Annotated in this window: 12 protein-coding genes and 1 tRNA gene; 7 read left to right on the top strand and 6 right to left on the bottom strand. The window is 43.6% G+C overall.

All coding sequences use genetic code 11. From position 1 onward, the window contains the following. Nucleotides 1-222: 222 nt before the first annotated feature. The 3 genes from L0P88_RS17400 to L0P88_RS17390 form a co-directional block, all read right to left on the bottom strand. A tRNA-Ser gene (locus L0P88_RS17400) sits at nt 223-306 on the bottom strand. A gap of 72 nt (nt 307-378) precedes the next feature. Then, the gene (locus L0P88_RS17395) at nt 379-2,778 is read right to left on the bottom strand and encodes a TonB-dependent receptor (protein ID WP_247131187.1); all 2,400 of its coding nucleotides are present in this window, start codon (nt 2,776-2,778) and stop codon (nt 379-381) included. A 99-nt stretch (nt 2,779-2,877) separates the two neighbouring features. Further along, nucleotides 2,878-4,914, bottom strand: a complete 2,037-nt coding sequence (locus tag L0P88_RS17390; protein WP_247131186.1) for an HD family phosphohydrolase — start codon at nt 4,912-4,914, stop codon at nt 2,878-2,880. 103 nt (nt 4,915-5,017) lie between these two features. Here L0P88_RS17390 and L0P88_RS17385 point away from each other — a divergent pair, with 103 nt between their 5' ends. Together L0P88_RS17385 and L0P88_RS17380 are read left to right on the top strand one after the other, a co-directional pair. Then, nucleotides 5,018-6,190, top strand: a complete 1,173-nt coding sequence (locus tag L0P88_RS17385) for an acetyl-CoA C-acyltransferase (RefSeq protein ID WP_247131185.1) — start codon at nt 5,018-5,020, stop codon at nt 6,188-6,190. A gap of 14 nt (nt 6,191-6,204) precedes the next feature. Then, the gene (locus L0P88_RS17380; protein WP_247131184.1) at nt 6,205-6,960 is read left to right on the top strand and encodes a C40 family peptidase; all 756 of its coding nucleotides are present in this window, start codon (nt 6,205-6,207) and stop codon (nt 6,958-6,960) included. Nucleotides 6,961-7,018: 58 nt separating this feature from the next. Here L0P88_RS17380 and L0P88_RS17375 read toward each other — a convergent pair whose 3' ends face one another. Together L0P88_RS17375 and gyrA are read right to left on the bottom strand one after the other, a co-directional pair. Further along, nucleotides 7,019-8,269 (bottom strand): tetratricopeptide repeat protein, encoded by a 1,251-nt coding sequence (locus L0P88_RS17375; RefSeq protein ID WP_247131183.1) that lies wholly within the window; start codon nt 8,267-8,269, stop codon nt 7,019-7,021. 28 nt (nt 8,270-8,297) lie between these two features. Next, entirely contained in the window at nt 8,298-10,838 is a 2,541-nt protein-coding gene (gene gyrA / locus L0P88_RS17370; protein ID WP_247131182.1) for a DNA gyrase subunit A, read from the bottom strand. A 258-nt stretch (nt 10,839-11,096) separates the two neighbouring features. Here gyrA and L0P88_RS17365 point away from each other — a divergent pair, with 258 nt between their 5' ends. Further along, the gene (locus L0P88_RS17365; RefSeq protein ID WP_158777146.1) at nt 11,097-13,658 is read left to right on the top strand and encodes an ATP-dependent Clp protease ATP-binding subunit; all 2,562 of its coding nucleotides are present in this window, start codon (nt 11,097-11,099) and stop codon (nt 13,656-13,658) included. 193 nt (nt 13,659-13,851) lie between these two features. Then, nucleotides 13,852-14,265 carry an STAS/SEC14 domain-containing protein gene (locus L0P88_RS17360; protein WP_247131181.1) on the top strand — a complete coding sequence of 138 codons (414 nt, stop codon included), beginning with the start codon at nt 13,852-13,854 and terminating at the stop codon, nt 14,263-14,265. On the opposite strand, the gene L0P88_RS17355 is transcribed toward L0P88_RS17360, so the two are convergent. Beyond that, on the bottom strand, nt 14,262-15,800 hold the full coding sequence (locus L0P88_RS17355) for an NAD(P)H-hydrate dehydratase (RefSeq protein ID WP_247131180.1): 1,539 nt from the start codon (nt 15,798-15,800) through the stop codon (nt 14,262-14,264). The genes L0P88_RS17360 and L0P88_RS17355 overlap by 4 nt on opposite strands. 238 nt (nt 15,801-16,038) lie before the next feature. Between L0P88_RS17355 and thrA the strand changes: the two genes are divergently transcribed. Genes thrA through thrC form a run of 3 tightly spaced genes read left to right on the top strand, consistent with a single transcriptional unit; the run spans nt 16,039 to nt 20,711 of the window. After that, entirely contained in the window at nt 16,039-18,483 is a 2,445-nt protein-coding gene (gene thrA / locus L0P88_RS17350) for a bifunctional aspartate kinase/homoserine dehydrogenase I (protein ID WP_247131179.1), read from the top strand. Nucleotides 18,484-18,486: 3 nt separating this feature from the next. Next, a complete protein-coding gene (locus tag L0P88_RS17345; RefSeq protein WP_247131178.1) occupies nt 18,487-19,407 on the top strand; it encodes a homoserine kinase in 921 nt (306 codons plus the stop codon). Between the two features lie 5 nt (nt 19,408-19,412). Next, on the top strand, nt 19,413-20,711 hold the full coding sequence (thrC, locus tag L0P88_RS17340) for a threonine synthase (RefSeq protein ID WP_247131177.1): 1,299 nt from the start codon (nt 19,413-19,415) through the stop codon (nt 20,709-20,711). Nucleotides 20,712-20,714 lie beyond the last annotated feature (3 nt).

Here is a 20,714-nt window from a genome sequence, read left to right as displayed (position 1 = left end):
GCGGAGCCTGTGCCGCACTCGATGCGGTACTACACCCCGAAAATGATTATTGCCATTCAACATTTTAAATCCCAGAACTCAAAAAAAACCACTACTGTTCAGTAGCTTGGTTCCGGGCGGAGCCTGTCCTGAGCTGGACTAAGGGCATAGCCCGCAATCCTTGATATCGAAGACATGTATTGAAAGACCTGTCAGCCCTACAGCCCCTTTAGGCCCGCTCTGCGGAGAGACTGGGACTCGAACCCAGGCGACAGTTACCCGCCGACAGATTAGCAATCTGCTCCGTTACCACTCCGGCACCTCTCCAATTTCTAAATGAACTCGCCAAAAAAGCGGTTGCAAAAATACCTTTTCAACTTAAAGGAAACAACTATTTTTTTAATTATTTGATTGTAATTCCGTTAAAGCCCTAAAAGAACCCCTTTTCCCTTCTTTGGTGATGACCTTGGCATCAAAAAGCACCTGTTCAAGATTCTCGGGAACAACCAACTCAAAGGAAGCTTCCCCATTTTCATCCGTTGTCAACAAAGGGTTCCAATATAAGGTTGAAGCACTTTTGGTATTTGCCGATCTTCTATTTTGCGAAATAAAATAGCTCTCTATGTCAATTGGTGATTGAAATCCCTTAAAGGTTAACTGTGCATTATCCCTGGCCACAAATTCCGTTGAATACGAACCGCTCTTTGTGTATATTAAAATAACACCTCCAGAACCTCTTGTCCCATATATGGCCGCATTAGGTCCAAATAAGAATTCGATTCGTTCTACATCAACAAATGGAACAATATCCATTACTTCTCGCAAAGGGCTTGGTTGAAACGTGGAAAAACCCCCTCCGGATCCCGCAATATAGGAGGCCTGGAGCAGTGGAAAACCGTCAATAACCCAAAGTACGGGACCCATACCCGCCCTTGATGGTAATGACAAAGAGGGGTTTAAATCCCCTATACCGGACACATATACACCGGGAACGCGCAAAAACAGCTGTGGTATGGGTTTTGGACGTTTCGGATCTTGGTAAACCACCCTATCCGGTTCAATGCCATACACTGATGCATTGGCTTTTCGCAGTTTTTTTTGTCCCAACAAGGTAACCTCATCCAAGGGAATCAACTCGGAGGGTTTGTCCTTAAAATCAAAGTCGGACAACCGTTTTTGGGGAATCATCTGTCCACTTTTCCGAGCGCGGTTGGGAGCCGCAGTATCCTTTACTTGGTTTAGTTTTAGCTCGGGCAACTCGTACTGATAGGGAATAACCTTTACCAGTTGTTCCTTGATGTTCTTACCGTCCTTTCTGAATGTCATGGTGACATCACCTTCAAATTGAAGCCCCCTGAGCGCAAACAAACCTTCTGAGTTGGTGGCCACTTCCCTTACTTCAACATCTTTTTCATTTTTGATATAAACCTGAACCTTATCGTCGATTACCAGAGTATTATTAAAATCATAGGCTTGACCATAAAACTCCAGCCCATTTTGGATGGCATATTTGATCTGATCTGGTAATTCATTTTGATAAGCCCACGACGGAACCTCCGGAAAACGTTGGGCCAACACCTTTAGGTCATTTAAAAAACCAATACCTCTTGGATGACTTGCTTGTGCCCGGTTATGGGCCATATTATCGACATCTTTAATACGTACCGTAACATCCGTGGAAATAGGCTTACCGTTGTCATCGGTCAGCTTAAGGACATAACGAATTTTTTCTCCCTCTGCGGTCCTCACCAGGGACTTTTGGGAGAGGTTAAATTGAAAATGGCCCCCGTCAATATAAAGCGGTCTTTCTGCCCATACTTGGCCGTAGGCATCCACCAACGTTAAATTGAACAAACCATGGGGAAGACCTTCCTTTTTGATGGTCAACTCAATAATATCCTTGTCCCCGTCAAAGGTGATTTCAGATTTTAGATATTCCTTGCCCTTCCTGGTCCCCCTTAGAAAGTATGTACCTTCCCGTAACTCGTCGGTAACCCCGATCCTGATCTGTATTTTTTGGTCTTCAATGTTATTGGCATGGAGTACCCCACCTATCTCAAAGGTTTGCTTCAATTGGATTCGGTCTCCATTGGGCTTTTCAAAATAATAGTTTTCCCTTTCCTTGGGAACGAAACTGAATGTGGCCAGACCACTACCATAATCCATCACATTGGCTACCTGTATCCCTTCTTCGTTGACAATGGTTCCGTGAATGGGATTGCCATGGCTCTCGGAAAGTACCGCCCTATTTTCAAGACCCTTAACAAAATGCCCGCCTTCCGGGAAAATGGCAATCGATCCACTCTTGTAATCGCTGCTATTTTTTGTTTCTGACACCAGAACCTCCTTTAGGGGGAGGTTTTCTTCCCCATAGTTCAACATCCATCGGGTGTAAGCCCTTAGATAATAGGTGCCTTCCGTTAAAGTCTTGGGAAGTTCCATAATCCCGTCTGCCGCGCCCTGTTGGATTTTATGGTATTGGTCAAGGACCAAATTACCTTGGGCATCCAAGAGTTCCACACGAAGGACATCGCTCGCGCTTACCCTCAACTGTTTGGGCCCCGTGAGGACGTAAGCTTTAAAAAAAAGCGTTTCCTTGGGTCGGTATCTCTCCGAATCTATATGTAAATGCAACTGTTCGCGCCAAATGGCGAGGGAATCTTTTTGTGTGGTCTGCTCAATAGGTCCCACAAAGGAATGGGCAAGGGGCAATTGAGCTTGGGGACCATGGTTTTGCGATTGTAAAAAAGGAAAAAAACCAAAAAACAATACAACGGTAAGGACGGTACTTTTACTCATAGTTATACTATTGATGTTAAGTGTAATACTCTCTAATTTACTTAAAATTCTTAAATATGGCTACGAACAACCACCTTGTTTTCAATTATTTAACAGTATTTATTCGGGATACTCCACCCTAAGATGGTAAATGTTGGTCAATTTCTTTTTGAGAACCTTTTTAACGGCTTCGATTTCCTTTAAGGTGATGTCCGCATTTAAGAATTGGTCCGCCTTTAATTGCCCTTGGACAATTTTTTCCACAAATTCGTCAATTATGGTATAGGTGGGGGATTTTAAACTTTTTGAAGCGGCCTCCACCGCATCCGCCATCATTAAAATGGCGGTTTCCTTGGAAAAAGGTATGGGACCGGGATAGCGAAATCCTTTCTCTTCCACTTCTGGTTCCAATTCCTGTTGTTTCCTGAAGAAATAATAGACCAAACTTGTTCCATGATGGGTTCGCAGAAAATCAATTACCCTATCCGGAATGTTATGCTTTCTGGCAAGTTCTATACCCTCTATGACATGATCAATGATAATCTTTGCGCTCTCTTTGGGTGGCAGGTCATTATGTGGGTTTACATTGGTTATCTGATTTTCCGTGAAAAAGGTTGGCCTATTCATTTTACCGATATCATGGTACAGTGCGCCAACCCTCACCAACATGGCATTGGCGCCAATTTCATTGGCTGAGGCTTCCGCAAGATTGGCCACTTGAAGCGAATGATGGAATGTTCCAGGGGCTTTATCGGACAATTCCTTTAAAAGTCCGGAATTGGTATCGGACAGCTCCAATAAGGAAACATCGGACACTAGACCAAAAATCTTTTCATAAAGATAGATCAAGGGCTGGGCAAAAAGGGTAATCATACCATTAAGTAGGAACAATCCAAAAGTGACCCATTTTAGATTGTCGAGGTTCCCTTCCTGAATAATGTTGAATGCAAAATAGCCAATCATATAAATCAGGGTAATCTGTCCCACAGAAATAAAAAGATTGGCCCTTTTGTAAAGTTCGGAAACCGTGAGTATGGTTACAATGCCGGCAATGATCTGTAGAAAAATGTATTCAAAGCTATTGGGTACCACAAATCCCAAAATAAGGACGGTCAAAACGTGTACAAACAAGCCCAATCTGGCATCAAAAAAGTTCTTTAAGATCAAGGGTAGGATGCAAAGGGGTACGGCATAAACATACGTTTCAAAATTTTCGACGACCAAAGTGGTACTAAAAACCAGAATCAATATGTTGAAGAAGATAAAGGTGACCTTATTGTTGTTGGCATAAATCCGGGGTCTGTACTTCTTTAAGAACAGTAATAGCATCACCAGGACCAATGCGACCAAAATGGTATAACCCGAGAGGATAAAGTAGTAATTGTTACCTTTCCAAAGTTCGGATTCGTACTGCGACTTCAGGGAATCAAGAATATTGAATCTTTCCGCTTCCACTACTTCGCCCTTGGCAATGACCAATTTTCCTTCCGGGATATTTCCCCTAGTGAACGAAATGGTGGACAGTTCATCCTGCAATGCTTTCTCCGTTAACTCCCCATTGAAGAAAACATTGGCCTCGATAACCCTAACTAGGATACGTTCCAATTTTTCCTTTGGCCCATCCGGAACATCAGCCAAAAGCCTGACCACCGCATTCACTGCACCACGCTTTTGTAACACCTTATTGGTCTGTACGGGAATGGCCTCATTGTTCTTTACGACCAACAACCGACTACCAGAATCAACACTTTCAAAAACCCCCACGGCATAAATACTATCCAAAATGGCATCCCCTATTTCCGAAAAATAGTCCCTTGCCGATGTGGAGTATGCGGTTTCCGAAAATTCGTCCTTAAAAGCTTGGGAGAAGCTTTGCCTTACCGCCTGGGAGATGGAATCATTATAGGCATAGTAAATCGACTTATTTTCAGTCAAGTCCCTGCGTTCCGCATTGAGCTCTTCTTCCGTTTTATTAATGGAAAAATCAAAGGGAGCGTATAAATTTTCATATTGCCAGGACCTTCCCTTTTGGAATTCGTACTTGAACTTCCCTCCCCTAGGGAAAAAAAACACAATCAGCCCTACGGAAATTACATAAAGAACATATTTGTAAATAAGGGATTGATTCTTGTAAAAATTATCCAGAGATTTTGCCATTCTTCAGGTAGACTTAATCAAAAATAGAAAATTTAGGGTCATTCCCTTAATTGGAGTGAGTGGCTTTAAAAATTAGTATTTTCGTGGCACTAAAAAGTTAAAGATGAAAGAGGTCGTTATCGTTTCTGCCGTGCGCACCCCAATTGGAAGTTTTATGGGGGCTTTGGCTGGTATTTCCGCACCAAAATTAGGTGCCGTTGCCATTAAAAATGCCTTGGGCAGAATACACCTTTCCCCTAATGACGTGGATGAGGTACTCATGGGAAATGTGGTCCAGGCGGGCACCGGTCAAGCCCCGGCAAGACAGGCCGCCATTTATGCGGGAATACCCGATACCGTGCCCTGTACCACAGTGAACAAAGTATGTGCCTCCGGTATGAAGGCGGTCATGCAGGCAGCCCAATCCATAGCACTCGGCGATACCGAAATTGTGGTGGCGGGAGGAATGGAAAACATGAGCCAGATTCCCCATTATATGCAGTTGCGGACCGCAACAAAGTTTGGCCCGGCACAACTCACTGACGGAATGCAAAAAGATGGTTTAGTCGATGCCTACGACCAAAATGCGATGGGCGTATGCGCAGATGCCTGTGCTGTGGAACACCATTTTACCAGGGAAGAGCAAGATGCTTTTGCCGTGCAGTCCTATACCAGGTCCAACCAGGCGTGGACCAGTGGAAAGTTTGCTACTGAAGTGGTCCCGGTGGAAGTACCACAACGAAAGGGCAACCCCATTTTGGTTTCCGAGGACGAAGAATACAAGAATGTAAAAATGGAGAAAATCCCAGTGCTACGCCCTGCCTTTACCCCAGACGGTACCGTTACTGCCGCAAATGCCTCCACAATAAACGATGGTGCGGCCGCTTTGGTGTTGATGAGTGTGGAAAAGGCAGCTTCCCTAAATGTAAAGCCATTGGCAAAAATCAAAAGTTATGCTGATGCCGCCCAAGAACCCAAATGGTTCACCACTGCACCGGCAAAGGCCTTACCAAAAGCGTTGGACAAAGCTGGGATCACATTGGATGAAGTTGATTTTTTTGAATTCAACGAGGCGTTTTCCGTTGTAGGTTTGGCCAACATGAAGCTTTTGGGGCTCAACGATTCCAATGTTAACGTTAATGGTGGTGCAGTGTCCCTGGGACACCCCCTCGGATGTTCGGGTGCAAGAATTATGGTTACCTTGCTCAATGTGCTGCAACAGAACAATGGAAAGATTGGTGCTGCGGCCATCTGTAATGGTGGTGGTGGTGCTTCGGCCATAATCTTGGAACGCTAATAAATCCAAGGTATATGCAATATGGGATAGGACATCTGAGTGTAATTCCCATCCGAGCCACCTCCGATCCTTCTTCTGAAATGATTTCACAGGTGTTGTATGGGGATCATTTTAAAATTAAGGAGGAAAGGAAATATTTTAGCCGGATCCACTTGGTTTTTGATGATTTCGAGGGATGGATTCAAAACAACCAGATCACCAAGATTTCCGAAGAACAATTTCAGGAAATAAATGCCCGTACAAAACCCATCCATAATACGGATTTTCTCTTGTACGCGTCAACCCAAAATAACGAACTTTTGCCCATAGTTATCGGCTCCAGAATGGATATTGCCCCAATTTTGGGGCACCACATTGAAACGATGCCCGAAATGCCATTGGGGCAAAAGTCAAACTTGGTGGATACGGCATTGCTATACCTTAATACCCCCTACCTCACCGGAGGTAAGACCCCATTTGGAATTGACAGTTCCGGGTTCACCCAAATGGTTTATAAAATAAATGGGAACAAGCTCCTTAGAAGAACGGAAGAGCAATCCAGCCAAGGGGAGGCATTGAGTTTTATTGAAGAAAGTGAACCTGGGGATCTAGCCTTTTTTGATAATTCCGAGGGAATTATTGACCATGTTGGGATTATCCTGAAAGACAATTACATCATTCATGCCGCGGGACACGTTCGGATTGACAGATTGGATCACACGGGTATTTTCAATACCCAAAAACGAATGTATACCCATAGTCTAAGGGTAATCAAAAAAGTGGTACCATAAAAAAACCCTGCTGGCCCAAAGCCGAACAGGGTTTTAATTTCAAAGGGAGTGTGATTGTTTATTCCCCAATCAATTTCTTTACGCGCATGAAATTCTCATTGTCCCCCAAAGCAGCGTAGATATTTTTTAGCTGTTCCAAAATCTGGATGTTATCCGGGGTGTTCTTTAGGGCCGTTTCCAAAACATTGGCACCTTCCTGGAACAATTGGTCACGCTTTTCTTTTAATTCGTCATACTTTTGGGTATCTGCCCTGGACGTGCCCAAGCTATTCATTTCATCCACCAATACATTTCCTTCGTTCACATAGGTAGTGGAAAGGTTTAATAGGGCGTTGGTATAGTTTGGATCTACCTCCAAAGCCTTTTTGTAAGCAGCTCTCGCTTCGTCCATGTTCCCCTGTTCCATATTGATTACACCAATATTGTAAAGGAGGTCAGGGTTGTCTGGAGCCATATCAGAGGCTTGCCCCATAAGTTCCTTGAACTTGTCCTTATCTCCCATTGAATAGTATAGATTGGCTTTGTTCAAAACCAAATTCACATCGTTGGGGTTATTGGCAAGCGCATCATCATAGGCAGCCAGAGCCTCTTCATTCTTGCCTTGTTCTTGGTAAATAAGTGCAATATTTTTTACAATTTCCGCCTTTTTGGAAGGGGTTTTCTCTTCCTTAAAGTCCTTGTAGGAATTGGTTTTTTTGTAGAGTTCATACTCTTGTTCGCCAAGACTTACCGTTTCACCTGTAGCAACATCTACAGCGGAATATTTGACTTCACTTCCATCGTAGTTCAAATCCTTAAGTTCACTGTAGTATTTGATGGCCTGATCGTAATTATCGGGGCCGCCGTTTACCGCACTACTGGCAGCGTAGTACAAATAAATGGTATCGTTGGGACTTAATGTATAGGCTTGATAAAGCTTGGTTGCACCCTCAGAGAACTTTTTGTTATTGTTATCCTCAACGGCAGCGTTTACCAGTTCCGCAGTCATTTGGGTTAGCTTTTGTTTTGCATTTGCAGAAAATTTGGCTTTTCCGCTTGCTTCTTCCACACTGATTACCTTTTGGTAGGCAGCAATGGCCGCATCATAATCCGAAAGTTGGGCAGTTGCATCTCCCATAAGGCTGTAATATTGTGCCTGTAATTTGGGATCTGCGCCATCAATTGAGCCCGCTACCCCCTCAAGGGCAGATTTGGCCGCAGTAGCATCACCGCTTTTCATTGCTTTGGAGGCGGCTTTTATTTCATCCTTTTGTGCGAATCCAATTACTGAAATCGAAAGCGCAAACAGCAATATTAATTTAGTTCTCATGTTCAAAATTTAATTATAATTTTAGTGTTTATTTATTATTCCCTTCTGTTTCGTCAGTTTCGTTATCAAGAGCCGTGCCATCTTCTTGATTGACCACTATATCACGAATGTCCATGGCTTCCACAGCATCCTCATCCTTCATGACTTTCGCCACCGCAGCAATGGAGTCATTCCCTTTTAGGTTAATAAGCTTAACGCCCTGAGTGGCCCTACCCATGACCCTTAAATCTTCAACGGCCATTCGAATCGCGATACCCGACTTATTGATGATCATTAAATCGTCCGTATCGCTAACATTTTTAATGGCAACAAGACCGCCCGTCTTTTCAGTAATGGAAATGGTTTTCACCCCTTTTCCACCCCTATTAGTTACGCGATAATCATCTATGTTGGATCTTTTCCCATATCCATTTTCCGAGACTACCAGAATGTCATCTTCAAAATTATGGACGGAAACCATGCCAATGACTTCATCATGGTCACTTGCCAAGGTAATTCCCCGCACACCTGAGGCATTTCTTCCCATAGGTCTGGTCTTACCTTCCTCAAACCGGATAGCTTTTCCAGATTTCAATCCCAAGAAAATTTGGCTTGTTCCCGTGGTCAGTTTGGCTTCCAGCAGTTCATCGTTATCTCGAATGGTAATCGCGTTTATACCATTTTGACGCGGTCTTGAATATTGCTCCAAGGATGTTTTCTTTACTGTCCCCCGCTTGGTCGCCATAATCACATAGTGGCTGTTCACATAATCCTCATCCTTTAAATCCTGGGTACAGATAAAGGCCTTCACCTTGTCCTCTGTCTCAATATTGATCAGATTTTGGATAGCCCGTCCCTTGGAGGTTTTACTACCTTCCGGAATTTCAAAGACCCGCATCCAAAAACATTTTCCCTTCTGGGTGAAGAACAACATATATTGGTGATTGGTCCCTACAAAAAGGTGTTCCAAAAAGTCTTCGTTCCTGGTGGTTGACGCTTTTTGTCCCACGCCACCCCTATTTTGGGTCTTATATTCCGTTAAGGGCGTTCTTTTGATATATCCTGCATGGGAAATGGTAATGACCACCTGTTCATCCGGAATCATATCCTCAATACTCAGATCACCACCGGCAAAATTGATCTCCGATCTTCGTTCGTCCCCATACTTTTCCTTGACCTCCAACAACTCGTCCTTGATAATCTGCATCCTACGTTCCTTTTTATCAAGGATATCTTTTAGGTCCTCTATGGTCTTCAGTAGTTCATCATACTCTTCCCGCAATTTGTCCTGCTCCAGACCGGTCAACTGCCGTAAGCGCATTTCTACGATCGCCCTTGCCTGAACTTCGGTAAGCTTAAAGCGTTCCATTAAGCTATTTCGGGCATCTTCAACATTTGCAGAGGCCCGAATAATGGCGATTACCTCGTCAATATTGTCAGAAGCAATGATTAAACCTTCCAGGATATGGGCACGGTCTTCCGCCTTCTTTAGTTCGAACTTGGTCCTTCGGACAACAACTTCGTGCCTGTGCTCCACAAAGTGATGGATGATTTCCTTGAGGTTCAGTAATTGTGGTCTTCCGTGGACCAAGGCAATATTGTTAACGGAAAATGAGGATTGTAGCGCAGTATACTTGTAAAGCATATTGAGTACGATATTGGGTATCGCATCCCGCTTCAAAATATATACAATACGCATCCCTTTACGATCGGACTCGTCCCTAATGGAGGCAATACCGTCAATCTTCTTATTATTGACCAAATCCGCCGTCTTCTTTATCATATCGGCCTTGTTGATCTGGAATGGAATTTCCGTAACAACGATACATTCCCTTCCCTGGACTTCCTCAAAATGCGCCCTGGCACGCATCACTACCCTTCCGCGTCCGGTATGAAAGGCCTCTTTTACCCCATCATACCCATAAATAATGCCTCCAGTTGGAAAATCAGGGGCCTTAATGTAGGTAATGAGTTCATCGATCTCAATGGCATTATTGTCAATATAGGCCACTGTACCGTCCACAACCTCAGATAAGTTATGTGGTGGCATATTGGTTGCCATACCCACTGCAATTCCCGAGGCCCCATTGACCAATAGGTTTGGAATACGCGTAGGAAGTACGGTAGGCTCTTGAAGTGAATCATCAAAATTAAGTTGGTGATCTACCGTATCCTTATCTATGTCAGCAAGCATTTCTTCGGAAATCTTGCGCATTCTGGCCTCTGTATAACGCATAGCCGCAGGACTATCACCGTCAACAGAACCAAAGTTTCCCTGTCCATCAACAAGCATATAGCGCAAACTCCACTCTTGCGCCATCCGGACCATGGTGTCGTAAACGGACGTATCCCCGTGGGGATGGTACTTTCCCAAAACCTCCCCAACGATACGGGCCGACTTTTTATGTGAACTGGTTGAGCGTACACCCAGTTCATGCATGCCATAAAGCACCCTTCTATGGACGGGTTTCAGGCCGTCCCGCACATCTGGCAGCGCACGTGACACAATGACCGACATTGAATAATCAATGTAGGCCGATTTCATCTCATCCTCAATGTTGATAGGTATCAATTTTTCCCCTTCAGCCATATTAAAATCGTATTGATTTTTGTGGTTAAAATATCGTGGCAATATACCAAAAAATGCACCTTTGAAGATGATTACAAAGGACTTTATTAAAAAAATTATCAACACGGAACCCCACTCAATATCAGAACATTTCCTGCGTTAAAGTTTATGTTAAAGCTGCCATTTTTCGTTAATTATTCCGACTTTATCGAATATGGGTATGGTATTTGACCGCCGTTATAATACTTTTATTAATTTTAGTTCGGATAAAGAAAAGCTATGGATGATAATTTTTCTCCTAGGGTAAAGGATGTAATTGCCTACAGTAAAGAAGAAGCACTGCGTTTGGGCCATGATTTTATTGGCACGGAACACCTAATGCTCGGTCTGCTGAGGGACGGAAACGGAAAGGCAATAAACATTTTGGACGCCCTTGATGTGGATTTGGACCATTTGAGACGAAAAGTGGAAATCTTGAGTCCGGCCAATCCCAATACCGGTTCTATACAAAAAGACAAAAAGAACCTTCATTTAACGAGGCAGGCAGAACGGGCCCTGAAAACCACTTTTTTAGAGGCCAAACTTTTTCAAAGCTCCTCGATCAATACCGCACATTTATTATTGTGCATCTTACGAAACGAAAATGACCCGACCACAAAATTGCTACACAAATTAAAGGTGGATTACGACAATGTAAAAGAGCAATTCAAGTCCATGATCACCAGTGATGATGACTATTTGGACACGCCACGCTCGGAATCTTTTTCCAGTGACCCTGATGATGGCGGGGATTCCGGAGATAGCAAGGAAAGTAGTTTTGGTTCCTCCAGTCAGCAAAAGGGAAGTAAAAAATCCAAAACCCCTGTATTGGACAATTTTGGAAGGGACCTTACCAAACTTGCGGAAGATGATAAATTGGATCCCGTTGTTGGTCGTGAAAAGGAAATAGAACGCGTCTCCCAAATTTTGAGCAGGCGGAAGAAAAACAATCCGCTACTGATTGGTGAACCAGGCGTTGGAAAAAGTGCCATTGCCGAAGGTTTGGCCTTACGCATCATCAACAAAAAGGTTTCCAGAATCCTTTATAACAAACGCGTTGTTACCTTGGATTTGGCCTCCCTGGTTGCCGGAACCAAATATCGCGGACAGTTCGAGGAAAGAATGAAGGCCGTAATGAACGAGTTGGAAAAGAATGATGATATAATTCTTTTTATTGACGAAATCCATACCATAGTAGGTGCCGGTGGTGCCACCGGAAGTTTGGACGCATCCAATATGTTCAAACCGGCTTTGGCCAGAGGTGAAATACAATGTATCGGCGCCACTACCCTGGATGAGTACAGGCAGTACATTGAAAAGGACGGTGCATTGGAGCGTCGTTTCCAGAAAGTGATGGTGGAACCCACTTCCGTTGAGGAAACCATTGAAATCTTGATGAACATCAAGAGCAAGTATGAAGATCACCACAATGTTTTTTATACGGATGACGCCATTAAGGCCTGCGTAAAACTTACCAATAGGTACATGACGGACCGCTTCCTTCCAGACAAGGCGATAGATGCCCTGGATGAAGCAGGCTCCCGTGTCCACATTGTTAACATGGATGTTCCCAAGCAGATATTGGAATTGGAACAGCAATTGGAAGATGTAAGGGAGCTTAAGAACAGCGTGGTCAAAAAGCAGAAATATGAGGAGGCCGCCAAACTTCGTGACGATGAAAAACGTTTGGAGAAAGACCTGGCTTCGGCCCAAAAACAATGGGAAGAAGAAAGCAAACTAAACCGGGAAACGGTATCGGAAGACAATGTTGCCGACGTGGTTAGTATGATGAGCGGCATTCCGGTAAACAGGATTGCCCAGACCGAAAGCAACAAACTGGCCGAACTCCCTGCCCTGATCAAAGACTATGTAATTGGCCAGGATGAAGCCGTGACCAAGGTGGCAAAAGCCATCCAACGGAACAGGGCCGGCCTAAAGGACCCCAACAAACCCATTGGCTCATTTATTTTCTTGGGTCAGACCGGGGTGGGCAAAACCCAATTGGCCAAAGTTTTGGCCAGGGAATTGTTTGATTCCGAGGATGCACTTATACGTATTGATATGAGTGAGTATATGGAGAAATTCGCCATTTCCAGATTGGTTGGTGCACCTCCAGGATATGTAGGGTATGAAGAAGGTGGACAACTGACCGAAAAAGTCAGGAGAAAACCGTATTCCGTTGTTCTTTTGGATGAAGTTGAAAAAGCCCACCCAGATGTGTTCAATATGCTATTACAGGTATTGGACGATGGGTTTATCACCGATAGTCTGGGCAGAAAAATAGACTTTAGGAATACCATCATTATCATGACCTCCAATATAGGGGCCAGACAGTTGAAAGATTTTGGACAAGGCGTCGGTTTTGGAACCGCTGCCAAGAAAGCACAGGCAGATAGCCATCACAAAAGTGTAATTGAAAATGCACTGAAAAAAGCGTTTGCCCCGGAATTTCTGAACAGAATCGACGATGTAATCGTATTTAATCCGCTTGAGCGGGAAGATATCCACAAAATCATTGGTATTGAGTTGGATAGGCTCTTTAAGAGGATTAAGGATATTGGTTATGACCTGCACCTTTCCGATAAGGCAAAGGACTATATTGCGGATAAGGGATTTGATAAGCAGTATGGCGCAAGACCTTTAAAAAGGGCCATTCAAAAGTATATCGAAGACGCTTTGGCAGAAGAAATTGTAAATTCCAATTTAAACGAGGGGGACAGTATCTATATGGACTTTGACGATAAGAAAGAGGAATTGACCATAAAGATCCAAAAAGCCGAAGAATCGTCCGAGGCCAAATAAACCCAATCCGTTCATCTTATAAAAGGGCCCTTTTAAGGGCTCTTTTTTTGGTTTCAACGCCCAAACTTTTTAAGAAAATGTAATCTATGGGCAATTTGTTAACAATTTAAACGATAAATATGCTTTTAATCTAAAATTTTTCAGTTCGGGACTTCACCCTCATAAATTCGTGTCGACACTATAATTGATGGGAATGAAGTTTGGATTTACAAAAAATCCTATGGTCATTAAAGAGTACTCTTTGGACATAGGTACGGTACAGGTATATGACAATTATATTGTGGCCAATTTTGATGAAGGCGCCACGGTTACTTTGGAAAGGGCATACCAAATTATCGGAATATCGGAAATACATTTTAGGGATAAAAAGTTTGGATACATCAGTCTTCGGAAAAACTCCTATGCCATTGACCCCATTATCTACACCTATCTAAGAGGTTTGGAAAACCTTATCGCTTTTGCCATAGTTTCCAAAAAGGAAATTGACATGCATAATTTCAAAATTGAAAAAATGTTCTATAAAAAGAACATGGAGTTTTTTATTGAATATGATAACGCAGTGGCTTGGATCAAGAAAAGATTGAAGCGGAAAAAGCTAAAGGTCTAATCGGTTTTCTGTCCATTTCTATTTCCATCCTTTCTGAACAGTTCCACAAAAGCCGTTCCAATATTACCGACTATTTTCCCGGCGGTAACGGCCTCATAACCCGCTCTTGAAGTAGTTATATCACCGGACAACCCATGTAAATAGACCCCAAAGATAGCCGCCTGTAGAGGTTCATAATCTTGCGCAAGAAGACCTGTGATTATACCGGTCAATACATCACCACTACCCGCCGTGGCCATCCCGGGATTACCGGTAGAATTGATATAACCTGTTCCATTGGCAACGATTATGGTATGCGCTCCCTTAATAACCAATACCCCACCAATGTTTTTGGAAAGTGCTTTTGCTTTTTCCAGTTTTTCAAAATCATTCCCCCATGGACCCACCAATCGTTCCAATTCCTTGGGATGTGGGGTAAGTACAGTTCCCAAAGGCAGCTTTTCCAATAGTTCCGGCCTTTGGGAAAGCATGTTCAATCCATCGGCATCAATGACCAGCTTTGATGTATTTTTCTCCAAAAATCCCTCAAAAGCCGTGATTACCTCCTTTTTGGTCCCCATCCCCATCCCAATGCCTATAGCCTTGGGTTCAAAGGGTATTTCAATTTTTGAGATGGTATTTTCCATAGCATCTGTTAAAACCATGGCTTCCGGAATACCGGTTTGTATGGGGACATATCCACATTTTGGCACATAAGCGGTCACTAGTCCGGCACCTACATTGAGACATGCCCTTGTTGCCAAGTTGACAGCGCCTATTTTTCCATAACTGCCTCCGATCATCAGGGCATGGCCATAGGTGCCCTTATGGGTAAACTTAAGCCGAGGCTTATAGAAAGGAAGCACTTCAAACTTTCCAACAAAATGATAATCCACCTCAACATTGGCGAAATACTCCTGGTCCAGACCAATATCCAAAATTTCCCACTCGTTCATATACCCGGCGGTTTGGGGCAAAAAGAAGGGCAACTTGGGTGATTGGAAACTTAAAACGTAATTGGCATGTACCACATTATCCGGAAACTCAGGAACACTATCCATAAACATCCCGGAAGGAATATCGACAGACAGTACAAAGGCAGATGATCGGTTGATTTGTTGAATCAAATTACGCACCCATGGGGATGGGGACCTGTTAAGGCCTATTCCAAAAATGGCATCCACTACAATATCATCTGGACCAATAGTGAAAGAATGATGCTCTTTGTCCAGAAAATCCGGCCAAAGCTTCCGCTCTTTCAGTCGATTTAGGTTGAGTAAAAAATCCTTGGATCGCTTTTCACTATAGTTGACCACATAGACTTGGACGTCATATTCATGCTCTTTCAAATGCCGGGCTATGGCCAGTCCATCCCCACCGTTGTTTCCTATCCCACAGAACAAATGGATTTTAATGGGATTTCCTTGTAAACGCTCATGCATCCAATTAAAAATGCCCAATGCCGCCCGTTCCATAAGTGCATCACTGGTTATTTGTTGTTTTGCGATCGTGAATTTGTCAGCTTTATAGATCTGTGCTGCGGATAAAATCTTCATTTGACAAGTCTGGTCCTATAAAATTGAAAATTTGATAAAATTTCCCGAACAATTTGGTGCTTTTGTCCAAAACACTACTTTTATCAGGTAATTTATTTCATGCAATTTAGTCAATCGGACATAACTTCTGTACTTTCTTTTGGTTTTGCGACCACCACTACCCCTTTGGGGTAATTTCTTTATACATAGCATCCGATTCAACCTTTTTTCCATAATTTTCCCAATAACTTTTTTATAAATGAAAGTCTTAAAATTTGGCGGCACATCAGTAGCCAATTCAAACAATATCAAGCAAGTAGCAAAAATTGTTTCCCAGATAAAAAGCGACAAAACCGCAGTGGTCGTCTCGGCCCTTGGCGGAGTAACGGATTTGTTGCTCAAAAGTTTGGAACTGGCATCAAACAGGGACCTTGGTTTCGAGAACGTCCTACTTGAGATTGAACATAGGCACCTTACCACCATAAAGGAGCTTTTCCCAATTAAGGAGCAAAGTGCGATCCTAAGCCACGTTAAAAGTAATTTGAATGAGTTGGAAACCTTGGTCCAAGGGGCCTACCTTATCGGGGAGCGTACCTCCAGACTTGCGGACAAAGTAGTGAGCTATGGCGAGTTGCTATCTTCTTTTGTCATATACCATTACTTTGTCTCCCAGGGATTGGACTCCGGCTTGAAAAACGGGCGGGAGTTAATTATTACGGACGAGAGTTTTGGGAAAGCCAATGTGGATTTTAAGTTAACCCATACCAATTGCCACAATTACTTTAAGAATACAAAGGATGCCATTACACTGGTTCCCGGTTTTGTTTCCTCTTCAAGGGACGGTTCCAGCACTACATTGGGTCGTGGTGGTTCCGATTATACCGCAGCCATCATCGCTGCCAGTACTGCAGCTGAAGAATTACAAATTTGGACGGATGTTAGTGGAATGTATACCGCAAATCCAAAATTGGTAAAACAAGCCAAATGCATATCCCAGATTTCCTATGAAGAAGCCATGGAACTTTCCCATTTTGGCGCCAAGGTCTTATACCCTCCTACCTTACAACCCATATTGAGTCAAGGAATCCCCATATGGATCAAGAATACTTTTGCCCCGGATGAAAAAGGGACATTGATAACGCAAAATAACAATGGGCAAGGCAAATCGGTCCGGGGAATAAGCCATGTTGGTGAAATAACCTTGTTGTCCTTGGAAGGGCCCGGAATGGTGGGGATTCCCGGTATTTCCAAGCGCTTTTTTGAAACCCTTTCCCAACAGGACATAAGTGTGGCACTCATCACGCAAGCTTCATCGGAGCATTCCATTTGCGTGGGCATCTCAAATGCCGATGAGGCCAAAGCGCAAACATCCGTGAACCAAGCTTTTGAGTATGAGATTGCCTCCGGGAAGATAAATCCTGTTATCGTTGAGAAGGATTTGGCCATTATTGCATTGGTTGGTGACAACATGAAAAGTCATCAGGGGTTAAGTGGAAAAATGTTCAGCACTTTGGGCAGGAACAATGTGAACATTAGGGCCATTGCCCAGGGCGCTTCAGAAAGGAATATCTCCGCAGTGATTACGAGTGATGATGTCAAAAAAGCACTTAATGCCTTACACGAGGGGTTTTTTGAGGAAAATATCAAGCAATTGAACCTTTTTGTTATGGGCGTCGGTAACGTGGGTTCCCGCTTGCTTGCGCAAATCCATCAACAAAAAGAATACCTAAAAGAGGAATTGAAATTGAACATCAGGGTGATTGGTATTTCCAATTCCAGAAAAATGGTGTTCCATGAAGATGGAGTTTCCTTGGAGACCTGGAGGGGGGACCTGGAAAATGGTTTGGAGGCCAATGGTGAAGCTTTTATGGATAGGGTTCAAAAGTTAAACTATCGCAATAGTATTTTTGTTGATAATACTGCCAATGAAAAGGTTTCCGATACATACGGCCATTATCTTGAAAACAGCATTGCCGTGGTAACCTGTAACAAAATTGCATGTTCATCCGCTTTTGATAACTACCAAAGATTAAAAAAGCTCTCCAAAAAATACAATGCCCCGTTTCTTTTTGAAACCAATGTGGGTGCAGGTTTACCTATTATTGACACCTTAAAGCACTTAATCGCTTCTGGGGACAGGGTCAACAAAATACAGGCCGTACTTTCCGGTAGTCTCAATTTTGTGTTCAATACTTTTGATGACACCAAAACCTTCCATGATGTAGTCAAAGAAGCTCAGGAAAAGGGCTATACCGAACCTGATCCCACCATAGATCTAAGCGGTGTTGATGTAATGCGGAAAATCCTGATTTTGGCCCGCGAAAGTGGCTACCAATTGGATATTGAAGAAATAACCAACGAATCCTTCCTTCCTAAGGAAAGTTTGGATACAACGAGCAACGCGCTATTTTATGAATCCCTCAAAAAATACGAGTCCGATTTTCAGGACATCTACAAAGTGGCTGCCCAAAAAGATTGCAAACTAAAGTATGTGGCCCAATTTGAGGATGGAAAGGCCAAAGTGGGGCTTCAGGAAATCCCACGAGGGCACGATTTCCATAATCTGGAAGGAAGTGACAACATCGTTCTGTTTTTCACGGACCGGTATCCTGAGCAGCCCTTAATAGTCAAAGGCGCAGGGGCGGGAGCCGATGTTACGGCATCCGGTATCTTTGCGGACATCATAAGAATTGGGAATTTTTAAGTTATGGGGGAGATTCGTGTATTTTGCCCGGCCACAGTGGCCAATGTTTCCTGCGGATTTGATGTGCTGGGATTGGCCTTGGAAGCCGTGGGTGACGAAATGGTGGTCCGTAAATCAACGGTAAAAGGCGTAAAAATCACTAAAATTACGGGGCAAGAGCTACCGTTGGAAACCGAGAAAAATGTTGCCGGTGTTGCTGCTACCAGGCTTTTGCAACAGCTGGAACATGAAGGTGGTTTTGAAATGGAAATCCATAAAAAAATAAAGCCGGGCAGTGGCATTGGTAGTAGCGCTGCCAGTGCTGCCGGGGCCGTATGGGGCATAAACCACTTGTTGGGGAACCCGTTTTCCAATAGGGATTTGGTGGAATTTGCCATGCAAGGTGAGAAATTGGCCAGCGGCGTGGCCCATGCCGATAATGTAGCACCGGCCATTTTTGGTGGATTTACCCTTGTGCGGAGTTATGAACCTTTGGATATCATCCCAATACATACCCCCAAAAATCTTTATGCCACGGTCATCCATCCCCAAATAGAGGTCAAGACCTCAGATTCACGAAAGATTCTGAAAACCAATATTTCGTTGGCCCAGGGTATTCGACAATGGGGTAATCTTGGAGGGTTGGTAGCCGGACTTTTTACCGAGGACTATCAATTAATAGGACGCTGCCTGGAAGACCATGTTATTGAACCCATTCGCTCCATTTTAATTCCAAAGTTTGATGCCATAAAAACCGAAGTGAAAAAAGCTGGGGCCTTAGGTTCGGGAATTTCGGGTTCCGGTCCTTCCATTTTTGCACTTTCCCAAGGTGAGGAAACAGCAAAAAGGGTAGCGCGGACCATGAAGGAAATCTATACGCCCACAGGAGTGGAATTCGACATCCACGTATCGCCAATAAGTTTATCCGGGGTAAGGACAATGTAAATAGTATGGAATTTTTTAGTTTAAACGACCCAACGCACAAAGCTTCATTTAAGGATGCCGTAATCGCAGGAATAGCACCCGATAAGGGGCTTTATTTCCCTCGGGAGATCAATCCACTACCCCCTTCCTTTTTTGAGGGCATTGCTTCTTTGTCCCATCAACAAATAGCATTTAGGGCTATACGGCAGTTTGTCCAAAAGGATATCCCGGACAATGAATTGGAGAAAATCATTTCCAATACACTGGATTTTAATTTTCCCCTTATAAAAATTGAGGATAAGGTTTCTGTATTGGAACTTTTTCATGGGCCTACCATGGCCTTTAAGGATGTGGGAGCGCGATTTATGGCCAATTGTTTAGGGTACTTTTTTGAGGACAGTGAAGAAAGCGTAACGGTCTTGGTAGCCACCTCCGGGGATACGGGCGGTGCTGTGGCCAATGGTTTTTTAGGGGTTGAAGGCGTTCAGGTAGTTATCCTTTATCCAAGCGGAAAGGTCAGTGAAATCCAGGAAAAACAGTTGACCACCTTGGGACAGAACATTACGGCCCTGGAAGTTTCCGGAACTTTTGATGATTGCCAGCGAATGGTCAAAAGGGCCTTTTTGGACAAGGAAATTACCAGAATACAAAAGCTTACCTCGGCAAACAGCATCAATGTGGCAAGGTGGTTGCCCCAACTCTTTTATTATTTATTTGCTTACCAACAAGTGAATGGCCTTGGTGAAGAATTGGTGTTTTCGGTGCCCTCCGGAAATTTTGGGAACATTTGTGCGGGACTGGTCGCCCAAAAACTGGGGATGCCCGCAAAGCACTTTGTTGCGGCCACCAATAGCAATGATGTGATACCCAATTTCATGAAAAATGGAACCTATGAACCAAAACCATCCATTTCCACCATCTCGAATGCAATGGACGTAGGGGACCCCAGTAATTTTGTCAGAATTCAAAAGTTGTTCAACAATGATTTCGATGCGCTTTCAGCATCCCTCTCGTCCTACTCCTTTTCGGACCGTGAAACCAAGTCAATAATGAAATCCATTTATGAAAACAAGGGATATCTTATGGACCCTCATGGTGCTGTTGGCTATTTGGGCTTAAAAAGGTACTTAAAAGACCATCCCGATTGGCATGGCATCTTTTTGGAGACCGCACACCCCATTAAATTCTTACCTGTTGTTAAGGACACCCTAGGGGTATCACCGGCCATTCCGCCCCAAATCCAAAAAGTGATGGGTAGGGAAAAAATAGCCATTGCCATCCACAATTATGAAGATTTAAAAATTCACCTGACAAAAAACAAGTAATTC

The sequence above is a fragment of the Muricauda sp. SCSIO 64092 genome (genome assembly GCF_023016285.1).
In the GTDB taxonomy this organism is placed as follows: domain Bacteria; phylum Bacteroidota; class Bacteroidia; order Flavobacteriales; family Flavobacteriaceae; genus Croceivirga.
This window is presented reverse-complemented; position numbering and strand designations above follow the sequence as displayed.

What these genes read in the sequence shown, in the direction of transcription:
- L0P88_RS17395 (WP_247131187.1), bottom strand. Translation starts at nt 2,778, where the DNA reads ATGAGTAAAAGTACCGTCCTTACCGTTGTATTGTTTTTTGGTTTTTTT.
- L0P88_RS17390 (WP_247131186.1), bottom strand. Translation starts at nt 4,914, where the DNA reads ATGGCAAAATCTCTGGATAATTTTTACAAGAATCAATCCCTTATTTAC.
- L0P88_RS17385 (WP_247131185.1), top strand. Translation starts at nt 5,018, where the DNA reads ATGAAAGAGGTCGTTATCGTTTCTGCCGTGCGCACCCCAATTGGAAGT.
- L0P88_RS17380 (WP_247131184.1), top strand. Translation starts at nt 6,205, where the DNA reads ATGCAATATGGGATAGGACATCTGAGTGTAATTCCCATCCGAGCCACC.
- L0P88_RS17375 (WP_247131183.1), bottom strand. Translation starts at nt 8,269, where the DNA reads ATGAGAACTAAATTAATATTGCTGTTTGCGCTTTCGATTTCAGTAATT.
- gyrA (WP_247131182.1), bottom strand. Translation starts at nt 10,838, where the DNA reads ATGGCTGAAGGGGAAAAATTGATACCTATCAACATTGAGGATGAGATG.
- L0P88_RS17365 (WP_158777146.1), top strand. Translation starts at nt 11,097, where the DNA reads ATGGATGATAATTTTTCTCCTAGGGTAAAGGATGTAATTGCCTACAGT.
- L0P88_RS17360 (WP_247131181.1), top strand. Translation starts at nt 13,852, where the DNA reads ATGAAGTTTGGATTTACAAAAAATCCTATGGTCATTAAAGAGTACTCT.
- L0P88_RS17355 (WP_247131180.1), bottom strand. Translation starts at nt 15,800, where the DNA reads ATGAAGATTTTATCCGCAGCACAGATCTATAAAGCTGACAAATTCACG.
- thrA (WP_247131179.1), top strand. Translation starts at nt 16,039, where the DNA reads ATGAAAGTCTTAAAATTTGGCGGCACATCAGTAGCCAATTCAAACAAT.
- L0P88_RS17345 (WP_247131178.1), top strand. Translation starts at nt 18,487, where the DNA reads ATGGGGGAGATTCGTGTATTTTGCCCGGCCACAGTGGCCAATGTTTCC.
- thrC (WP_247131177.1), top strand. Translation starts at nt 19,413, where the DNA reads ATGGAATTTTTTAGTTTAAACGACCCAACGCACAAAGCTTCATTTAAG.